The following is a 19,312-nucleotide window of genomic DNA, read 5'->3' as shown; positions in this document are numbered from 1 at the left end:
AGAGTTTAATTCTCTTCATTTTCTTCCTTCACATGTTTGTAGTGGCTTTCATTAAACGGAGTTTTGTAACGAAAATAGACCATGGTTGCAGATATTGATATCTCAACATTATCAATTAAAAATAACAAATGTTGTCCCTGCTTACTCGTAACTACATGCTTCTCTACTGTTTCATACTTTTCTTCGAGGCCTTCTTTTATTTTATCTATGTCTTCGTCATAAAATCTTCTGATACGTTTTGCTGCGCCACCTGGTTCAAGAGTTTCTATACTTTCGATAAAATCCATATAATTTGATGCGGGAGGGTAAATAGAATCTTCTCTAAGCATATAACTCTCCTTAATCAAAACATTACCTGCCGGAATAAGAAAATCCTGTTCCGTTAAAAAACAATAGAACTTTTCCTCGTTTTCTTCTGGCTCTTCGTGCCAGGTTACAAAACGAAAAGAATTTTCGTTTTGTGCAATAACATAATGGAGTTCAGAGTTTAAAAATTCGGGACGAAGCGCATGAAGATTTACGTTTATTTCCAACTGGTCTATGTCTATGCTCATAGAGACGAATTTACTGGTAAAAATAAATTCTTTCAATTAAAAAAATTCGGTTCAGCAAAAGTGTTGCACTGAACAATTGCAGGAAAAGCTTGTTTAGCTTTTTTTAACTTCATGTTACTCAGATTGAAGCTTACCTTTCAAGAGGTTTTAAATAATTTTTGCAATACTTAAGAAAACTTTACTTAAAGTTTATAAGTTAATGGATAAAATAAGTATCAAAACAAGCAAATAGGATACTAACAGAACTATGAATGTAAAAACAGCTATATTATTCTTTTTTGTTGCTATTACCAATGTTTCTTATGGGCAAACCAATTGGGAGCTTACTAAAGATAAAAACGGCATAAAAGTGTACACAGCAACGGAAGGTGAATCAAAATATAAATCTATAAAAGTAGAAGCGGTTCTTGCAGGTACATTACAAAAGCTGGTAAACATACTTCGCGATGTAGGAAAAAACAAAGAATGGGTGTATAGTACGAAGCAGTCTTACCCAATCAGGCAAATCAGTGGAAACGAAATTCTGTATTACAGTGAAACTGAGTTGCCATGGCCCGTAAGTAATCGCGATATTGCTGTACGTATGCGCTTTAATCTAAACCCAGCCAAAAATACGTTGAAGGTGGTAGCTTCGGGGGAACCCGGTGCTTTTCCCATACAAAAAGGGGTTGTACGGCTTCAGTTTTTTAGCAGTACCTGGGATGTAAAATATGTTGGAAACAATAAAATAAGTATTAGTTATTATTTAAAAATGGACCCTTCCGGAAATGTTCCTGCCCCTGTAACCAATATGTTTATAACAAAAGGTCCGTACGAAACTTTTGAAAATCTTGGGAAGCTATTGAATTGATACTCCCTAAAATTTCCCTTAAATGGTTCTATTTCTTATTTTGATAACGTTTGTTTATCGTCCGTTACAAACCATTTATTGGCTGTATTAAAGGGCCCTTCTACAACAACTTTATAAAAGGAAGATTTTAGTTTGCTCGCGTCTATTGTAATCTGCTCATTGCTGACCGGCACCTCTCCCACCAACAGGTACTTGTCAGGTTTGCCTTCCCGAAAATGATTAGTAATGGCAACCCATATTTTTGCTTTTCCTTCCTTCTCCAATGCTTTCCACGTGATGTCAAGGTTATTTTGAAAATAATTTACCCGAACATCTGCCACCGAAACTTTACCTATTAACGAAATGCCGTCTATTTCTCTTGCTCTTTCTAATGGAATATTGAGATTCATAAAACGTGCAATAGATGGCATTATATCAACTATACCAGGACGATAGTATTGAGCATAATTATTAAGATTGTGATAATTAGTTACTATCCATGTATTTCGTTGCCGCTGCGTTTGACTGCCATGGTCTTTACCTGTTTGTTCATTACGCCCGTGGTCTGTTGTAATGACAATTAGCCAATCTTCATTAAAATGTTTTCTTCTGTATTGTACAGCACGCCATATTTTACCTATTTGTGTATCTAAAATACTTACAGCATTATAAAACTTTTTGCTGTCTCCATACTTGTGACCCATATCGTCTGTATATTCAAGATAAACCCATGACAGGTCTGGCGCTTTGTTTTTTATAGCATCACTTGCTGCGTTCGTTACGGTTTCATCAATCTGGTGCATGTAGTCGCTTTCCTCATCGTGCGGAAACTTCATAGTATCCAATTCATAACCGTCGGCACGATAATCAGGATGAATGTTTCCAGCAGCAGCAACACTATCACCTATAAGTTTGGTTCTGTTATCCGTCCAGCTTGAGAAAATGGCTGTTTTTTTATCAGGATATTGTTTCTTAAAAAACCGAAAAATGTTCCAATAATTATAATTTGGCTCTTTTATATCATTATCCCAGACATTGTGTTTGTTGACCCATGTACCGGTCAGCAAGCTATTATATCCAACCGCTGATATAGTAGGTGTTTGAGAGTAATCATCTTTTTCACCTCCCACATGGGCACGCATATATTTACCTTCTTTTGCAATGAGATCAATGTTAGGAGTATGAACCCTTTCTACCACATCCGCAGGTATACCGTCCGCTATAATAAAAACTACTTTTTTTTGTTTGCCCTGCGCAAATAATAATGAATTTGAAAAACACAATAATATACAAATGCAGCTGAAAGATTTATTCATATAAAAAATACGAGATTTCCTTTTGAAAAAATTAGTACTGGTTACTTCCTATTTAGTTGGCCGGAGCGTAATGCTTTTCACGAAGTTCATCTTCATCATCCATTTCAGGACCTTTCATTATTTTTCTCCAATCAATATCTTTATTGTAACGTTTCATTGCCTCAGCGGGATCAAAAACACTTTTACTTGGCATTACTAAAGTATAAGGCCGAAAGTCTGGCTTGTTTGTAAAAAAGTCCTGTAACAGGGAAGCTGTAGCATCATACTGGTTTACATAAGGGACGCCAAGAATATTGTAAATAGTTTTAAGAATTGAACCGAAGTTAGCATGAGTATGAGAGGTATATCCTCTTTTTACATAAGGACCTGCCATCATTAAAATACTTCTGTGTGCATCTATATGATCTACCCCGCCCTGTGGATCATCTTCTGTTATAATTACCAGCATGTTTTTCCAATAAGGAGTTCTTGAAAGAAAATGTAATATTCTTCCTACAGCCAAGTCATTGTCTGCAACATAGGAGTGAATATAGGGATAACCGTCGTTTGGTCTTGGCGAGGCTGTGTGATCATTGGGCACCTGCATAGTAACAAGTTGTGGCATTTTTGATTTACCTTTTAACCACATTTTTGTAAAATTTCTTTCGAATTGATCCATACGGAACTGGTCAGGAATATTGGTGTTAAATCCTGCATAATCATGACTTGTTCTTGACCATAAAGCCTTTTGCATAGGCACCATTACTGCATGGGCAGCGCCTGTTGCAGTATCCATCCATTCTTCTCGGACATGCGCTGTTTCGTTGGCTTCGCCGAAATTGTAAAAAGATACTTTGCTCCGCTCCAAAGCTTCCCACAAGCCGCCTCTTTCCGCATAATCTTCCGGATCCATACTGCCTGTAGAGCCAGGATATCGACGCCCTGGCGCTTTGGAAAATATTTTCGCAGTTTTATCTACACTCGAATTTGCTTCTACCCATTCATTGGGAATTACTCCCATCATCCAATGATGACCGTGAATAGAAGCATCACTGTCGCAATAAAAATTATCACTGAAGGCAAACTCCTTCGCTACTTTTAAATGATTTGGCCCTACATCTACATTTCTTACAGTGTCAGTTTTAGTATTTATATTTACCCCTGCACCAAAACGTGCAAGTGTCGAGTCTCCTTTACCTGATGTTAACTGTCCCAACACTTCATCATAGCTTCTGTTTTCTTTGGTAATATATACCACGTACTTTATAGGAGTATTCCTTCCGGCTGGCAAAAGAGGCAATGGATTTTTTACGTCATCTTTCATGCGGACCTGAACAAAAGTATTGTCTATAGATTGCTTTGTATAAGCTGCCAATTGCTGTCTATCCGGCATTGGTATTTTTTGAAATGTTCCCAATTGAATATCTCCAATGTAAGTTCCCTGAACAGGTGCTACAAAATCTTTACCTCCATTCGGCCCTGCCCCATAACCACGGCAAGTAATGACATATAGTTCCTTTTCATCGTTACTTAATTGTACCCTTGCCGGCCCCCACCCTGTCGGTATTAAACCTTTGGTAACCTTTTTTTCCAAATCGATTACTGCAACAGCATTAAAACCTAACAGTGCTGCATACAAAGTTTTTTCATCTTTGCTTAATGCAATGCCAAAAGGCAAAGTACCACGGTAATGGTCAATGCGCCTATCAGTTTTTATAGGAATATGACCAATAATCTTATGGTTTTTATAATCAATAACAGAAATGTTATCGTTTGTTGCATTGCTTACATAAGCATATTTACTGCCTACAGCTATTGAGTTAGGGCTTGCCCCGCCTATAACTTCTGCATCTTCTACCATTTGCCCTATTTGATGTCCGGGCTTAAATCTATCTATCACTTTATTAGAAGCAAGGTCAATAGTATATACACTCATTGCTTCTGGAGCTAAAGGACTTCCCAGGCCGGGTATATTCTCTCCATTCCAATTATATCCACTTATTGACTCTTTTGTATTATCACCGTAAGGATGAAAAGGAATTCGTAAACTATCTTGATTTTTTTCTGTAAGACCTCCCAAAAGAGGATAATCATACATACCAACATTTGCGACAAAAGCTGTTGTATGATCAGGACTAAGGGCGAGGCCAAAAGGCTGACGACCGGTTTTAACCGAAGAGGTTATCTTTTTTGTATTTAAATCAATACGTACTAACCGGAAATTCCCCCTGTCTAAAACAAGCAACTCATTATTATTTTCATTAAGCAACAAATCCGAGGTAAAGCTATCTTCAAAATCTGTAGTATCAATTTTACCATTTAATGAAATGGAGTCTAATCGTTGTAACTTTTCAATATCATAAATAATCACTGCACCATTGTCTCCACCGCTTAGGTAAACTGTTTTAGAATCCGGAGAAAAAGCAACACCTAGAAAAGAACCTTTCGATAACGGTGAAGGAATACTATTGTCATAACTTGGAACCCTTGTATTTTCTAACGTTGAATTATTAATGATAGTAAAGACACCGTTATGGAGTGTAACCGTTTTTGTGCCGTCGGGTGAAACTGCCATTCCGAACGGATCGTGTGTTATCTGTATCGTTTGCCCGGCAGGTGTTAGATACCGTCCGCTAGGTAAAACAGTTTTACCATCTTTATCAATATGTGTGTAAGCTATGTGCGCAGGTACCGTCAGTACTTTCACTTCTCTTTGAGAAAACACATTTGCCGAAGAGTAAACAAAAAGAAAGAAAAAAAAGATATGGGGGATTTTATTCATGGTGTTTTAAGAGTGTGGGCTTTCAGGCATTTAATGAATGTTCTTTTATCATAATATTTTCTTCTGCTAAAACCGCTTTTATGGCTTTTATCAAATCATGGACATCAGCTGGAAAAATCTGGCCGATATTTCCGATTCTAAAAGCATCTGCTTTGCTTAACTTGCCCGGATAAATGATAAAACCGAGATCATTTAGCTTATTGTAAAAGCGGTCAAAATTAAATTTAGGATCTTGGGGATAAAGGTAGGAAGTGATGATGTGACCTTGAATGTCCGGCGCCAAATAATGTTTAAAACCAATATCGAGGAGACCTTCGTCTAAAATTTCTTTATTTTTTTTATATCGTTGTTCACGTGCCTCAACTCCGCCTTCTTCCCTTAATTCTTTCAATGCCTGCAAAAAAGCCATTATACTAAGTGTAGGCGGAGTAAATCTAAACTGGCCGTTTTTCTCCAATCCTTCCCATTGCGCATACAGGTCTAAACTTAGCGTTCTTGCCTGTCCTTTGGCCTTTTCCAGCTCTTGCCTTTTGCACAAAGCAAATGCAAAACCTGGTACACCTTCAATACATTTATTTGAAGAGGAAACAAGAAAATCGATATTCATCTGCTTCATATCCATTTCTACACCTCCAAAACTGCTCATAGCGTCAACAATGAATACGGCATTGTGTTGTTTACAAACAAGGCCAATTTCAAAAATCGGATTGAATAAGCCTGTAGTGGTTTCACTATGAATACATGCTATTTTTGTTACTTCCGGATGCTCTTTTAAATATTGTTGTACAGCTTCCGGGCTTACAATCTCATCTTCACTAAATCGCAAAACCTGGTGATTTAACTTATGAATAGCTGCCATACTTACTATGCGTTCTCCATAAGCTCCATTCGCTAACACCAATAGTACATCATCCTTTCCTGTTGCACTGCTTATAACTGATTCTATTCCGAAAGTACCAGAGCCTTGTACAATCACACATTCATAGCCTTCTTCTTTCGATACATGCGCGAGTCGTAATAACTCTGTTCTGATCTCCTTTACTGCTGTTATAAAGGCAGCGTCTCTCGATCCCATATCTTCGAGCATCGCTTCTTTTACTGTTTTAGAAGTTGTTAGTGGCCCGGGGGTAAAAAGTATTTTTTTTGTTTGCATGATCATTCTATTACATTGTCATTATACTACCTGCACCGCTGGTTTGATCTTTGAGGCATTTTGTGCAATTAGGTAATATTGTTTATAAAATAAGAAAGCAGATAATATCAACAGTATCATCGAAACAACAGATAACAGGTAGGAAAATTGCATTAAAACTTTTGTCCACTTCATACTTTTTACAAAAAACTCCTTATAAAAAAGCAATCCTACACTCCCGAGGTACCCTATCGAATCGCACATGTAAACAAAGAAACCCGCATTTGCTTTAATACTAAACAGTGCTATCATTCTTTCAAATAAAACAATTTGTATAGGAATGTAAGCGAAAAATAAACCCACGCCTAATAAAAGCATCCAGTAAAAAGGCGTTATCCAATGAAGCTGAAAGCACAAAGTTGAAACGCCACTTAACGCGACACCTATAAATATTAAAAGCATAGTAAACCAAAAACCAACCGCCTTACTTTTGATTGCTGATAGGCAAGCTATTACAATTAATACAATTAAACCCACCATCGTCTCTGTTTGTGCAAAAACATCTTTATTCCATGCCGGATCCATCTCGTTCCAAATCTCAACAGAAAAATTATCTCGAAAATCCCTTAGCATTGTGAGAAAGGTATACACAATGATGAGGACAAAAAGGGCACTTCCAAATTGGCTGATAACCTTTCCTTTGTCCTGGCTCGTCATTGGCAAACGTTCTTTACGCAATCCAATATCTTCCTGATTAGGCGCAGGAATTACTGAAAGCATCCACACAAAAAATAAAAAGAGTGGCAGAAATAGTAATCCCATTACAAAAGGCATCCAAAACTCGCTTATTGAAGGCACCAAAGCATGAATATAAAAGTAAATGGTTTTAAGAAATCCGGAAGAAATGATCAAACTGATACTAAGGCCCATGCCCAGTACTTCAGTAAAACGACGGCCTTCAAGATAGCTGAATACAACTCCCCAAACCATTCCTAATGGCAGTCCATTTAAAAACAAACAAATAAAATTGTAAGGTGGTGGTATCAGACCAAATAATAGTAAAGCGATTTCGGCAAAAAGAATAAGACCGATGATTAACGATTTCCGCCTCGATGGTTTAAGCTCCGAAATGACTTTAATGCCAATAAATTTTGATAACATATATCCGATTACCTGGGCAACTATTAAAACAGCCTTGTAGTCAATGTGTCCTAATTCATGACCGGGGTACGTACCTGCATTAAAGGGCTTTCGAAAAGCATACATGCAGAAGTAAGTACCAAAAGCAGCAATCATGCTCCAGACAATGAAAATGCTTTTTGAACGCAGAAGTACTTGTTGAACCTTATTCATGCTTCTGATAATTAATTGATGAAGTACATTTTATAGCATTAGAGGGCTATTTATACAACAGGAAATCATCCTTCACTACCCACTTTTCTTATTCGATCTGGCCGATGCGCATTTTTGCAACCATTCCTTAGAAAACGGATCTATTGACCCAAAACGATTTATATTAAAATAAGAAAAATTAAAGGGATTATCTCTTCCTGCTGCCATTTCTGCAAAGGCTAAACCTACCCCACCGGAAACTGATATGCCTGCACCTGCACAACCTGTTGCCAGCAGCAGATTGTTTTTTCCCGGGGCTCTACCCATAGAAAGATTATTGTCAGGCGTATATCCGGAAAATCCGGCTATATAATGTTTTAAACCAATGTCATGGGCTTTTGGAAAAAAGCGTGCAAGTTGATCAATCATTTCCGACAGGTCTGTCATTCCTTTATCAGGGCTGAAACAAAAATGACTGATGTCATTAGGAATTTGTTTTGGTGAAACGCTAAATGACTTTGACTCGCGGATCCCAAATAACAGGCCGCCTCCTTCCGGTCTTGCATAGGTTTGTGCATCAGGTATTAAAACAATAGGCGAGTTGACAGGAAAAATAGCATTTCGTTCAGTTATCCAATATTGGCTTCGCACGGGCGCCATCGGCAATCCAATTCCTGCCCGCGCAGCTAATACCGGCGACCATGCCCCTGCTGCAATGACGACTGCATCTGCATAAATTACACCTTGTGTCGTTTCAACTCCGACTGCAGTATCACCATCCATGACTACTTCTGTTGCTTCGATACCTTGCCTGATGTCTGCACCCTGAAGCCTCGCACAGCGCGAGAAAAAAGTTCCCAAAAGATAAGGATCACAATAGGCCTCACCCGGCATAAAAGCAATTTTTTCGGCGTCATCGGCTTTTAGCCATGGCGATTTCTTATGTGCTTCATCATTGCTGATGTAGTATGCAGGCTGATCAAATTCTTCGGCCACTTTCATCAATTCTTCCAAAGCTGTTACACTTGGTTCACTTGCCGCGACGTGCATAACTCCAACGTATTTTACATCCATACTTTCGCCCAATTGCCGCTCCATTTCAGGGATTACCTTGTACGTTTCAAGTGATAAGGCAACGAAATGTTTTTTAGCTCTGACTTTTGTAATTAAAGCAGCAGCGCGGCTAGTAGCAGCATTACAGAGTTCATTTCTTTCAAGAACAACAATTTTTTTACCTGGATTATCACGTGTATAATAATAAGCAATGGCATTACCAAAAATGCCACCTCCCACAACTACAACATCACTTCTTTCCTCAATATGCGGCATATTATTTACGGTAGAATATATTTTTTGAAAGGAAACCCAAAAAAACAAAAGTGATAAAAGAATGTCGATTACATCCGCACTATACTTCTTGTATGTATTTTAATAGCGACGCTGTTTCGATTACCACGGCATTGAAAATGTCTTTACAAAACTGAAACATTTCATTGCTTCGATCACTCCTTCTTTGATACCTAAGCCGGAGTCTTTTATTCCGCCGAAAGGAGAATTCTCGATACGATACCCCGGAACTTCATTAATGTTTACTGTTCCCACTTTCAATTCTTTTATAAATCGAATAGCATTTTGCATATTATTGGTAACAATACCCGATGACAAACCGTATGCGGTAGAATTTGATAAACTGATAGCATCATCTATATCTTTAAAACCTAATATCGGAGCTAATGGTCCGAATGATTCCTGCACTATCATTTGTGCATCTCTCGGTACATCTGCGATAACTGTCGGTTCCATTAAAGCGCCGGTTCGCTTTCCGCCCAGCAATATTTTCGCCCCCTGGGAAACGGCTTTTTTTGTTACTTCTTCAAGATAAACGGCAGCCCGCTCATCTATTACGGTTCCCACTCTCGTGTCAGGATCTGACGGATCACCGCACGTGTATTCTTTTGCCTTTTCGACAAAACGTTTGGTAAATTCTTCACGTATGCTTTCCTGTACCAGTATCCGTTTTACCGCAGTACAACGTTGCCCCGAATTTCTGAAAGATCCTTCCGCGGCTAATGTTACAGCAAGCTCTAAATCTGCATCCTCAAGGATGATTAATGGATCATTACCGCCTAGTTCAAGGATTACTTTTTTATATCCTGCCGTCTGGGCTATTTTTTTACCTACCGGCACACTTCCTGTAAATGAAACAAGCTCTATGCGGTCGTCTTTTAACAATTGCTCTGCCACTTCTGTGGTAGGACCAAGCAGTACGCTCAGCATGTATGGAGGCAACCCTGCTTCATAAAGCATTTCGGTTAAACGTATGGCAGTAAGTGGAGTTTTTTCGGAGGGTTTCAAAATCACCGGCGTTCCTGATGCAATTGCTGGAGCTATCTTATGTGCCACCTGGTTAAGCGGATGATTAAAAGGCGTGATAGCAACAGCAAGTTTTAGTGGCTCACGCACCGTAAATATTTTTCTTGTTTTACCTGTTGGAGAAATATCGCATGAAAAGACTTGCCCATCATCTTTTAAACATTCCATAGCGGCAAACAGCAACACGTCGTGTGCACGACCAATCTCGTATCTGCCCTCCCGAATGCATAATCCCGATTCTGCACTTATCAGCTGAGCGATTTCCTCTTTTCGCTTCATTAACAGCTGCCGTGTTTTATCAAGAACGGTGTATCGTTCATAACGGCTTAATGTTTTTCCTCCCTCCAATGCGGCTTCAATTGCTTCGTTCGTTTCTTTAATTCCCGCCAACGCTACAGTTCCAACAAGCCTGTTATCATAAGGGCTATGAACAGACAAATATTTTGATGTATCTACGCCTTTACCTGCTACATAGCAATGTAAATGCAGTGCAGATTCACTTTGACTCGCTGCAGCGCCGGCCACATCAATTGTTTTCTCTTGTACGTCCATATTTTTATAAATTAATTTGTTCCATTTATAGTGAAATCAAAAATGTCGAAGTTGCGTGGGTCTGCCGCTGCTTTTATTTTATAAGCAGCATTTAAAGGATGGGAAATGATCATAGGAACCATTTCTTCATAGCGGCCTCCATGCGACCGTAGAGTGCTATCCAGCGCGGACAGATCATGGTATTGCGGCCTTCGACCTACAACAACATCCCTTGCTGATAAAACCACGAGATCTCCGGTACGATCTTCGGGTTGTTCCAATAAACGCGTCGCAGTTACTTTATCATGTACTTCTGTGATGCCCGGCTGTATGGCCAGCCAATTCTTTACGTCATTAATAATAGATTTATCGTTTATATGCACAACTACGTAAGAACCCAGAGCCCCATGATGCTTTACGTAAGGATCTGTAATGGGGCAAATAACGCGAAAACCATTTCCGAACTTTTCTTCAAGCATGTCTTCAACAAACAACACATTAGGCGATCCATCAGGTTTTATTTTTGAATTCATGCCATGATCTGCCGTTGCTCCTACAATAGCGCCAAGTTGCAAAAGCTTGCCTATTTCTGTATCCATTGCCTCGTAAAAAGCAAGAGATTCCTCTGCTTCCGGGGAATAGGTGTGTTGCATGTAATCAGTAAGAGAAAGATACAGAAAATCTGCTAATCCTTTTTCTATTAATGCTATGCCTGCCCTCAGTACAAACAAGCTTGCATCTCCGCTATAAATGGCTGGGGTTTTATGACCTGTTACTTCCTCCACATTGTCTATGCCGTGTGTTTCTCTTTTTGCCTGGTTTGCCTTTTCTGCAGAGAAAGCTATGCCTTTCATTTTATGCGAAAGAATATCGCGAAGTTTTTCTTTGGCAGTTACTACGGCCACTTTTCTTCCTGCGTTAGAAGCTGCTGCAAGCAAAGTCTCTGCACGCAAGTACTCTGCAGAATTCATCATTACCTCCTGGTCTTTGTCAGCATCATAAAAGAAATTTCCACTGATACCATGGACAGCCGGAGAAACGCCTGTTACGATTGAAGAATTATTCACATTGGTAAAAGAAGGTAATGCTCCGCGGACCATTCCTCGATACCCGCTTGTTGCCATTTTCTTTAAATTGGGCATGCGATCAAAAGCCATCGTTGTATCAAGATATTCATCCGCACTGCCGTCAATACAAATGACAACTATAGGTTTTTCTGCGGGAGAGTAATTTATTCCATTTGCTGAAAATGGATTGTTAGAAATATTCATTGAAAGGTTCTTAAGTGTACTTTAAGGGTTTTATTTTGTTAAATGATATTTTAAGTCGCTTTGACTGCCGAATAATTATAACTGTTATTCTGTTTCTTTTCTACTTTTTAAATAGTTAGCGATGAGATTTATAAAATAACTCAAAGGCAACATTTTTACTTGAGTGTCTTTAGCTTTTTCATCCCACAATCTCACTTTAATGATATCGTCAAAAAATGAGTGGTTTCTAAAAGCTTTCACCTCTTTGTCTGTCATAGGACCGCCCTGCCACTTTAAGGTTTCCTGACTTGCAGGTGATAACTTTTCCGCATAAGTCTTATCTGTAGCAACCAGGTACCGCTTAGCATTTACATGATTAGCTACAACCGCACATATTCTATCTGAAAATCCTCTTTCACGGAGATAAGCTGCTCCGATACCTTCGTGGTTAACTACTCCGAAATTTCCCATCGCTTCAGTTTCCTGCCTATGTTTTAATAAATGGCCGATATCGTGTAAAAAAGCTCCGATCGTCAGTTCAACCTCACCTTCTCCCATGGCAAGCATTGCGCATTGTATCATATGAGATGCCTGCGATACAGGTTCTCCGTCGTAGTCTTCATCACCATACTTAATAAATAAATCATTGATTTCTGCAGAAACGTCTGCCCCTTTAGGTATGACTTTTTTTTGAAGCATATGAATATTTTAGATCAAAAATTGAATTTACAGGCCGAAGTAAATAAAATTACTTAATTAGCCACATTTTGGCATTGATGTCGTCACTACCTCCGTATTGGCTCTGCAACGCCGCTTTTAGATTCTCGCCATTTGCTGTTATTTCATTAGTAGGATATTGCCAACGTAATGGAATTACGCCACCATTTCCTGTTCCCGGACCAGCATTGAAAACCGGAACTCCTGTTCTACGCCATTGATAATAAGCCTGGTAACCAGAATTTCGTGCGTAAGCCAAATATTTTTGCAGGAGAATTTGACTTAACCCGGTAGTATTATCACCTGCATACTTTACTGCCGGCTGGTTAAAATAATCATTAAAGCTAAAATGAACAGTATAAGGAGTTTCTTTACCCGATGCTGCCTGAAGTATAACCGTGTTAACACCATCTACTATTCCGTAAAAAGAAAATTGAGCGGTAGTTCCTTTTTTATACCATTCTTCGGTATTTCCTGTTATCCAACCCCTGTTCATCGCCTCTGCAATGCAAAAACACACTTCGGGGTAACTAAGAATGTAGGTCGGCTCGCCAGTCAGACCTGAGTAGAAGTGATTCCTATTGTATAATGACAATTTAGAATCGAGTAAACCAGAATTGATTAGCGCATTCATAGTACTTAAATCCATACCGGATGGTGCGCCGACAAAAGACTGATAGGAAGTATCGCTGAATCCTAGGCCTCGGGCAGGTTCGCCCAACACCATACAACGCAGATCATGCAATTGTCCAAGCGTAGTTTCCAAAGTTGCTGCAAGATTTAAACGTAGCTGGTTATTTCCAAGATTAGTGATATTGTCGGGATAATAATTATAAGTGCTGTTGTAAACATATTGAAGGTTATCGGCCATGCCGGTGAAAATCGGGTAGGTATCAGGATGATTGTAAATATTAGCAAATTGCTGCGGAATGTTTAATTCAGCATCATCTGTCCTCTTGCTTAATTCGATCAACACACGGAGTTTATAACTATTTACCACTTTTTGCCACTCGATCAATGCGTCGCGGGGTGATAATGGCGAGTTTATTCTTTCGTTATAATAGAAATCGCCTGAGAATTCGAGGAAGCCATTATTGATTTGATCAGCAAGCAATGTATTTGCAGAATCAAGCCAAAGCAATGATTGTTTGAAAACATCTTTCTGGCTGTCATATTTTGGTGTAGTATTAGCAAGTCCCTGCAAAGCCTCCGTCATCGGAATATCTCCTACTTTTTCTGTCATATTAACAAAGTAAAAGGCACGCAGGAAAAGGCCGAGCGCGTGGTAAGGATTATTGTCAGAACCTGCCAGCCTTCTTGCTTCAGACTCCATAGCTATTGTATTGTTTAGATCACCGTAATTTAACGCGGCGCTACCACTCCAATACTGGTTGTTTCCATAATAGACATAATTAGAACAAATGAACTGGCATTGCTTGTCTGCATCGCCGCCGGGAAAAACAACGAGGTCATTTAGTATAGATTTCAACAAAATACCCGGAGGAACCTTGCCCGGTATGGGCTGGTTGGGATTTTGAGAAAAATCCTCAAATTTTTTGGAGCAGCCTGTGCATAGCACTACGATTGCAACTACCTGTATAAAAACTACTTTAAAAGATTTCATATAAATATCTACTATTTAATATTTTAATACTTAATAAAAATGATCAGAACATTACGTTGACATTAAAGCCATAACTTCTGGTCGTTGGCGTTTGCAATGTCTGCTCTCTTGAGATGCCATTAAATTGTGTTCTTCCCGGAAATTGGTCAACATCAATATCATAAAAGCCCTTGTGGAAGAAATACAGAAGGTTTCGCCCGACGACAGAAACGTCGATCTTGCTGATAAAGCTTTTTTGAAACAGTCTTGCAGGCAGAGAATAAGAGAATACAACTTCGCGGAGTTTCGCGTAAGTTTTACTCGTACTTGTATGTTCCGCATCGTTGTAAAAACTACTTACGTAATCCTGCATCCAATGGGTAGCTGTTTTGTTTGGAGTAAACTGCAAAGTCTTTCCATTTGTAATGACGCCTGTGACAGGGTCATAAGCAATGTTACTTGCTCCCCCTACCACTTGCACCTGGTCGCCACTCATTATAGGTACACCATTTATAACAGCTCCCTCATACCCTGGATCGCCCCAGTGCTGCGATTCATACAAACGTGCTTGTCCTATTACACCTGTTACGGTATTTTCGCCCCGGCCGCCTTCTGTAAGTTTACGTTTCACATAGTCTCCGATTGTTCCACCAACCATACCATCAAACTGAAAAGATAAACTAAAAGACTTGTAGCTAAACCTGTTGTTAACCCCCCAGGCCCAGTTGGGGTCGCTGTGACCAAACTTCTGCGCTTTTGGCAAATAAATCGGGAAACCAGATTCGTCAACAATCACTTTGCCATCGGGCGTTTTCGCTTCTACACTTGCATACAGCTGATCTACACGATCGCCAATTTTGTACGGATATCCTGTACCATTAGATACTTCTTTTGCTCCGCCTGCAAATGCCGAAAATACCTCTTTATACGTTGACCAGTTAGCTAAAATATTCCAGCTAAAGTTCCTTGTCTGGATGGCTGTTCCCAGCAATGACAGCTCGGCTCCTGTTCTTTTTGTTGTTGCTCCGTTTGTTGTAAAATAACTCAAACCGCTGGTTTCTGATACGAACTGGTTAGAGATAGCGGGACCGTCTTTATATTGAAAGTAGGTTGCACTTATACCTAACCGGTTATGGAGAAAGCGAATATCGCCGCCCAACTCGTAATTGCTGCGCGATGAGGGTTTGATGTTTTGATCTATTGAATAATTTGGAGCTGTAGCACCCGTTTGGTTATTGTAGGTGTATCCGGTCGAATAAAATGGTTTGGAAAGATTATATACCGGCCCGTCATACGGAGTGTAGTAACTGTTTCCATATCCAACCGGGCTGCTTGCTCCCAGTGATTGGAACGAAGCACCGATATAAGGAGATGTACCACCGTCTTTTACATTGGCAAAACTTCCTCTGATTTTAAGAAAAGAGATAAATTTTGGAAAATTGATATAATCAGAAATCACTGAACTCAATGATACCGAAGGATAGAAAAAAGCATTGCGACCAGATGGTAACGCAGAAGTTTTATCCACACGGCCTGTAGTGGAAACAGTGAAATATTTTTTATAGGTAATATCGGCAGAATAGTAAGCGCTAAGCATTAAAAGGTTAGCGCCATAAGAATAAGCTCTGACGGGCAAATAGGAGTTTGCAAAAGTATAAACCTCGGGAACAATCAGTTGGTTGGTGCTGGTATAGCTTGATCCATATTTCATGTTACGGCCGGTTCCGCCTGCATTTGCGTTAATCGAAAATCCTGAATTTCCCAGATTTTCCTTATTGTAGCTTAATAATAGCTCGGTGTTGTTTTCCCAAAGGTCGCGGCGGTCTTCGCGGTAGTTGCCGTGATTGTGTTCATCGCCGTAAGGATGCGCCGACCACGGTTGTTTTTCAGTTCTTAATACGTTATACGTTGTCACATTTGAACGAAGCAACATACTCAGGTTCTTATTAAACCTATAGGTAAAAGCCAGCCAGCCATACAAGTCATTTTTGTAATGTCCCCTCAGCCATTCGTAACTCATAAAATATGGGTTCTGGTATCGCTTGTACTCAACAAACATCGATTGTATACCTTCTTTACCGGGCTGCCAAATGTTTCTGATACTTGGGTCCAATACGTTCCAGTCAGCACCGGTCCAAATGTCAACATCATAGATTATACTGTTTGGGCCATACGTTACATCGGGAATATTTGGTGTAAACTGCCTGTTGTAATTGATATTGCCCTCGATCTTAAATTTATCACTGACATCATAACTTTCAATAACATTAAAATTGACTGTATTTAAACTTGTATTTGGCGTAATGCCGGTTTGGTAGGAATTTGATACAGACATACGCAGGTTTGAACGGTCTGAAAGGGCTGAGAAATTGATATTATTTTTTGTAAGAAAACCGGTCCTTAAAAAATTATTCAGATTATTCTTTCCGCGCGAAACCCATGGAGTAGGTTGTATATGACTCTGGTGAACAGATCCGTCGCCAAATTTATAAGTAAAATATTGTGTAGGATCATACTTGCCATCATATTGCGGCAGCATCAGCCCGATATCAAGTCTTGGCCCCCACACATCATAGTCTTCGTCATTAGTACCATCAACAGAGTTACCATTACTGTTATAATCTCCGAAGGCATATTGCTGCTTTTCTCCGCCTCCATATTCATTCTGCACTTTTGGATTAGCGATAAAGCCTCTGTTAAACTGGTTGCTTGTGTTAAACTCTACAGTAAACCCTTTTTTGTTCTTAGCGGCTCTTTTAGTGGTTATTAATATAGCGCCGTTAATACCCCGACTTCCATATAAAGCGGCGGCTGTAGGCCCTTTTAACACTGTATAACTCTCTATATCATCAGGGCTTATATTCCAGGTGTCGGAGTTAATTGGAATACCATCAACAACATAAAAATTGAGTGGAGAACCACGCAACAATACTGTCGGATTAGACAGCAATTCTTGGTTTACGCCAACGTTAAGACCCGCTACTTTGCCTGCCAGACCATTGACCGGATTGGGTTCTCTCGCTTTAAGCAAATCAGAACCTTTTACTTCCTGAACCGAGTATCCCAGTCTTTTTGTTTCTTTTCGTATGCCAAGCGCAGTAACAACAACATCGTTTAACTGCGTTGTTGAGGATGAAATCTGAATGGTCAAATAATTACCAGTCACTTTTACTGTTGCATTTTCAAAACCTACGTTGCTCACTATCAAATCTGCGTTAGCGGGAACATTAATTGAAAATTCTCCAAACTCGTTGGTGGAGGTTGCTTTACTGCTATTTTTTACAGAAACAGTAGCTCCTGCCACAGGATTTTGGGAAGCTAAATCGACAACTTTGCCTTTTACAAGTTTGTTTTGAGCAAATAAGGGAGATGTGAAGATCTGAATTGTTATCAGGCACAACAATAGCAGTCTCAGGGGGTTGAAATACCTCATATTAGGATTGTTTTTTAAGATGTTTACAAAACTATGGGCGCAATATTTCGGCAATGTGTCCTTATTATTATCTATTTGTTAACTAGTAATTTATAAGAAAGGACTGATATCAATTTTTAAGATGAAAAAATTCGTATTTTACAATCTTCTCGTTGTAAAGAGGTCAACTTTAATTTTCTTATTTATAGTTGAATCCATTTCTACTTTGGATTAATCTGTGATTAATTGTGAGAGAAATAATTAAACGTCTATTTCTTTCAATATTTCCCTGTGAGAAGAAAGAATATGATCTTTTAACCGGGAATACCAATTTTGCCAGGCTTCCTGTTTCATGCTCGTGGTTAAAGATTGCTCATACTCAGCAAGGGAATTATATTGCTCCTCTAATATTAAACGATAAGAATCACCGGTGAAATCTGAAAGTACTTTTACATTTTGCGCGTTGGGTAAGAGGTTATTTTTGGTTGCTTCTGACAGCAATGCCTTCGCATCCCGGAAGTGTCCAAACTTGAGTTGAAAAATGTCACGAATGATGTACATAAGATTTGTTTTTAAGGTTAGTCTTCAATTATATTGGTCATTCAAGAAGGAAAATGTTTAAAAACGATTAAACCTCAAACAGTTAACATTCTACGAAAGAAATATACAAAACATTTAAAGGGCTTGCAAGAGAAATACAATTTTTTTTTAGAGAAAGCTTAAAATAGTATTAATCTGAGTAATATTGTCTTAATTTCCAAAAATTACTTCAAAACATTCATTAAAAATTTTACATGAAAAAACTTTCTTTATTTCTATTATGTTGCATTACAACAACGCTACTTTTTAGCCAATCATTTAAGTCTATTTTTAATGGGAAGGACCTGACGGGCTGGACAATACATGGGACTGAAAAATGGTATGTTGAAAATGGTCAACTGATTTGTGAAAGCGGCCCCGATAAACAATATGGATATCTATCTACAGATAAGCCTTACAAAAATTTTATTCTCACTCTTCAATTTAAACAGGAAGCAAACGGAAACAGCGGTGTATTTTTCCGATCCAGTATTGAAGGAACAAAAATAAACGGATGGCAGGTAGAAGTTGCTCCACCTAATCTTTTTACAGGAGGAATATACGAATCATACGGAAGAGAGTGGCTTATAAAACCAAAGCCTGAAGATGAAAAGATTTTAAAACCAGGACAATGGAACAAAATGAAGATAAAAGTAGACGGGGATGAAGTAACTACATGGCTAAACGGTCATAAAATGGTATATCTAAAAGACGAGAAGATAGGAAAAGGTGAAGGTTTTATAGCCCTGCAAATACACGCGGGTGGCGGCATAAAGGTAAGATGGAAAGATGTTAAGATAAAGGAACTTTAGCAGTAACAAGAAGTCACTAAAATAAAAGCCGTTTCATTAAAACCGAAACGGCTTTTTATATAAAGCAAAATTGAGATTAATAAACACACAGTATTTTGGCTACCAAGACGT

The 19,312-nt window shown here is 38.9% G+C and carries 14 protein-coding genes; 2 read left to right on the top strand and 12 right to left on the bottom strand.

The window, feature by feature from the left end:
- Nucleotides 1–5 precede the first annotated feature (5 nt).
- Nucleotides 6–554 (bottom strand): hypothetical protein, encoded by a 549-nt coding sequence (locus B154_RS0108695; protein ID WP_018613478.1) that lies wholly within the window; start codon nt 552–554, stop codon nt 6–8.
- Between the two features lie 247 nt (nt 555–801).
- Here B154_RS0108695 and B154_RS28070 point away from each other — a divergent pair, with 247 nt between their 5' ends.
- Nucleotides 802–1,404, top strand: coding sequence for an START domain-containing protein (locus B154_RS28070; RefSeq protein ID WP_018613477.1), 603 nt, complete (start codon nt 802–804; stop codon nt 1,402–1,404).
- A 35-nt stretch (nt 1,405–1,439) separates the two neighbouring features.
- On the opposite strand, the gene B154_RS0108680 is transcribed toward B154_RS28070, so the two are convergent.
- From B154_RS0108680 to B154_RS0108630, 11 genes are all read right to left on the bottom strand, one after another.
- Nucleotides 1,440–2,699: an alkaline phosphatase family protein gene (locus B154_RS0108680; RefSeq protein WP_018613476.1), complete on the bottom strand. Its 1,260-nt coding sequence runs from the start codon at nt 2,697–2,699 to the stop codon at nt 1,440–1,442.
- Between the two features lie 52 nt (nt 2,700–2,751).
- Nucleotides 2,752–5,460 carry a YncE family protein gene (locus B154_RS0108675; RefSeq protein ID WP_018613475.1) on the bottom strand — a complete coding sequence of 903 codons (2,709 nt, stop codon included), beginning with the start codon at nt 5,458–5,460 and terminating at the stop codon, nt 2,752–2,754.
- Nucleotides 5,461–5,482: 22 nt separating this feature from the next.
- Complete coding sequence (locus B154_RS0108670) at nt 5,483–6,613, bottom strand: 2-aminoethylphosphonate--pyruvate transaminase (protein WP_018613474.1); 1,131 nt, start codon at nt 6,611–6,613, stop codon at nt 5,483–5,485.
- Nucleotides 6,614–6,634: 21 nt separating this feature from the next.
- On the bottom strand, nt 6,635–7,945 hold the full coding sequence (locus B154_RS0108665) for a DUF5690 family protein (protein ID WP_018613472.1): 1,311 nt from the start codon (nt 7,943–7,945) through the stop codon (nt 6,635–6,637).
- A gap of 75 nt (nt 7,946–8,020) precedes the next feature.
- Nucleotides 8,021–9,253, bottom strand: coding sequence for an NAD(P)/FAD-dependent oxidoreductase (locus tag B154_RS0108660; protein ID WP_018613470.1), 1,233 nt, complete (start codon nt 9,251–9,253; stop codon nt 8,021–8,023).
- A 120-nt stretch (nt 9,254–9,373) separates the two neighbouring features.
- Entirely contained in the window at nt 9,374–10,849 is a 1,476-nt protein-coding gene (phnY, locus tag B154_RS0108655) for a phosphonoacetaldehyde dehydrogenase (RefSeq protein ID WP_018613468.1), read from the bottom strand.
- 11 nt (nt 10,850–10,860) lie between these two features.
- Nucleotides 10,861–12,099, bottom strand: a complete 1,239-nt coding sequence (phnA, locus tag B154_RS0108650; RefSeq protein ID WP_018613467.1) for a phosphonoacetate hydrolase — start codon at nt 12,097–12,099, stop codon at nt 10,861–10,863.
- Nucleotides 12,100–12,183: 84 nt separating this feature from the next.
- The gene (locus tag B154_RS0108645; RefSeq protein WP_018613465.1) at nt 12,184–12,777 is read right to left on the bottom strand and encodes an HD domain-containing protein; all 594 of its coding nucleotides are present in this window, start codon (nt 12,775–12,777) and stop codon (nt 12,184–12,186) included.
- A gap of 49 nt (nt 12,778–12,826) precedes the next feature.
- Entirely contained in the window at nt 12,827–14,419 is a 1,593-nt protein-coding gene (locus B154_RS0108640; RefSeq protein ID WP_018613463.1) for a SusD/RagB family nutrient-binding outer membrane lipoprotein, read from the bottom strand.
- 43 nt (nt 14,420–14,462) lie between these two features.
- Nucleotides 14,463–17,831, bottom strand: coding sequence for a SusC/RagA family TonB-linked outer membrane protein (locus tag B154_RS0108635; protein WP_018613462.1), 3,369 nt, complete (start codon nt 17,829–17,831; stop codon nt 14,463–14,465).
- Nucleotides 17,832–18,071: 240 nt separating this feature from the next.
- The gene (locus B154_RS0108630) at nt 18,072–18,371 is read right to left on the bottom strand and encodes a hypothetical protein (protein WP_018613460.1); all 300 of its coding nucleotides are present in this window, start codon (nt 18,369–18,371) and stop codon (nt 18,072–18,074) included.
- 233 nt (nt 18,372–18,604) lie between these two features.
- On the opposite strand from B154_RS0108630, the gene B154_RS0108625 reads away from it, so the two are divergent.
- Complete coding sequence (locus B154_RS0108625; protein WP_018613458.1) at nt 18,605–19,201, top strand: 3-keto-disaccharide hydrolase; 597 nt, start codon at nt 18,605–18,607, stop codon at nt 19,199–19,201.
- Nucleotides 19,202–19,312: the final 111 nt, after the last annotated feature.

The organism is Segetibacter koreensis DSM 18137 (assembly GCF_000374045.1).
In the GTDB taxonomy this organism is placed as follows: Bacteria; Bacteroidota; Bacteroidia; order Chitinophagales; family Chitinophagaceae; genus Segetibacter; species Segetibacter koreensis.
Note: the sequence above shows the minus strand (reverse complement) of the source record. Positions and strands in the feature narration are given on the sequence as shown.

Excerpts from the sequence above, each read along its gene's own strand:
- B154_RS0108660 (WP_018613470.1), bottom strand. The coding sequence starts at position 9,253 with ATGCCGCATATTGAGGAAAGAAGTGATGTTGTAGTTGTGGGAGGTGGC.
- B154_RS0108625 (WP_018613458.1), top strand. The coding sequence starts at position 18,605 with ATGAAAAAACTTTCTTTATTTCTATTATGTTGCATTACAACAACGCTA.
- B154_RS0108665 (WP_018613472.1), bottom strand. The coding sequence starts at position 7,945 with ATGAATAAGGTTCAACAAGTACTTCTGCGTTCAAAAAGCATTTTCATT.
- B154_RS0108695 (WP_018613478.1), bottom strand. The coding sequence starts at position 554 with ATGAGCATAGACATAGACCAGTTGGAAATAAACGTAAATCTTCATGCG.
- B154_RS0108645 (WP_018613465.1), bottom strand. The coding sequence starts at position 12,777 with ATGCTTCAAAAAAAAGTCATACCTAAAGGGGCAGACGTTTCTGCAGAA.
- B154_RS0108675 (WP_018613475.1), bottom strand. The coding sequence starts at position 5,460 with ATGAATAAAATCCCCCATATCTTTTTTTTCTTTCTTTTTGTTTACTCT.
- B154_RS0108635 (WP_018613462.1), bottom strand. The coding sequence starts at position 17,831 with ATGAGGTATTTCAACCCCCTGAGACTGCTATTGTTGTGCCTGATAACA.
- B154_RS0108670 (WP_018613474.1), bottom strand. The coding sequence starts at position 6,613 with ATGCAAACAAAAAAAATACTTTTTACCCCCGGGCCACTAACAACTTCT.
- B154_RS0108630 (WP_018613460.1), bottom strand. The coding sequence starts at position 18,371 with ATGTACATCATTCGTGACATTTTTCAACTCAAGTTTGGACACTTCCGG.
- phnY (WP_018613468.1), bottom strand. The coding sequence starts at position 10,849 with ATGGACGTACAAGAGAAAACAATTGATGTGGCCGGCGCTGCAGCGAGT.
- B154_RS0108640 (WP_018613463.1), bottom strand. The coding sequence starts at position 14,419 with ATGAAATCTTTTAAAGTAGTTTTTATACAGGTAGTTGCAATCGTAGTG.
- B154_RS0108680 (WP_018613476.1), bottom strand. The coding sequence starts at position 2,699 with ATGAATAAATCTTTCAGCTGCATTTGTATATTATTGTGTTTTTCAAAT.
- B154_RS28070 (WP_018613477.1), top strand. The coding sequence starts at position 802 with ATGAATGTAAAAACAGCTATATTATTCTTTTTTGTTGCTATTACCAAT.
- phnA (WP_018613467.1), bottom strand. The coding sequence starts at position 12,099 with ATGAATATTTCTAACAATCCATTTTCAGCAAATGGAATAAATTACTCT.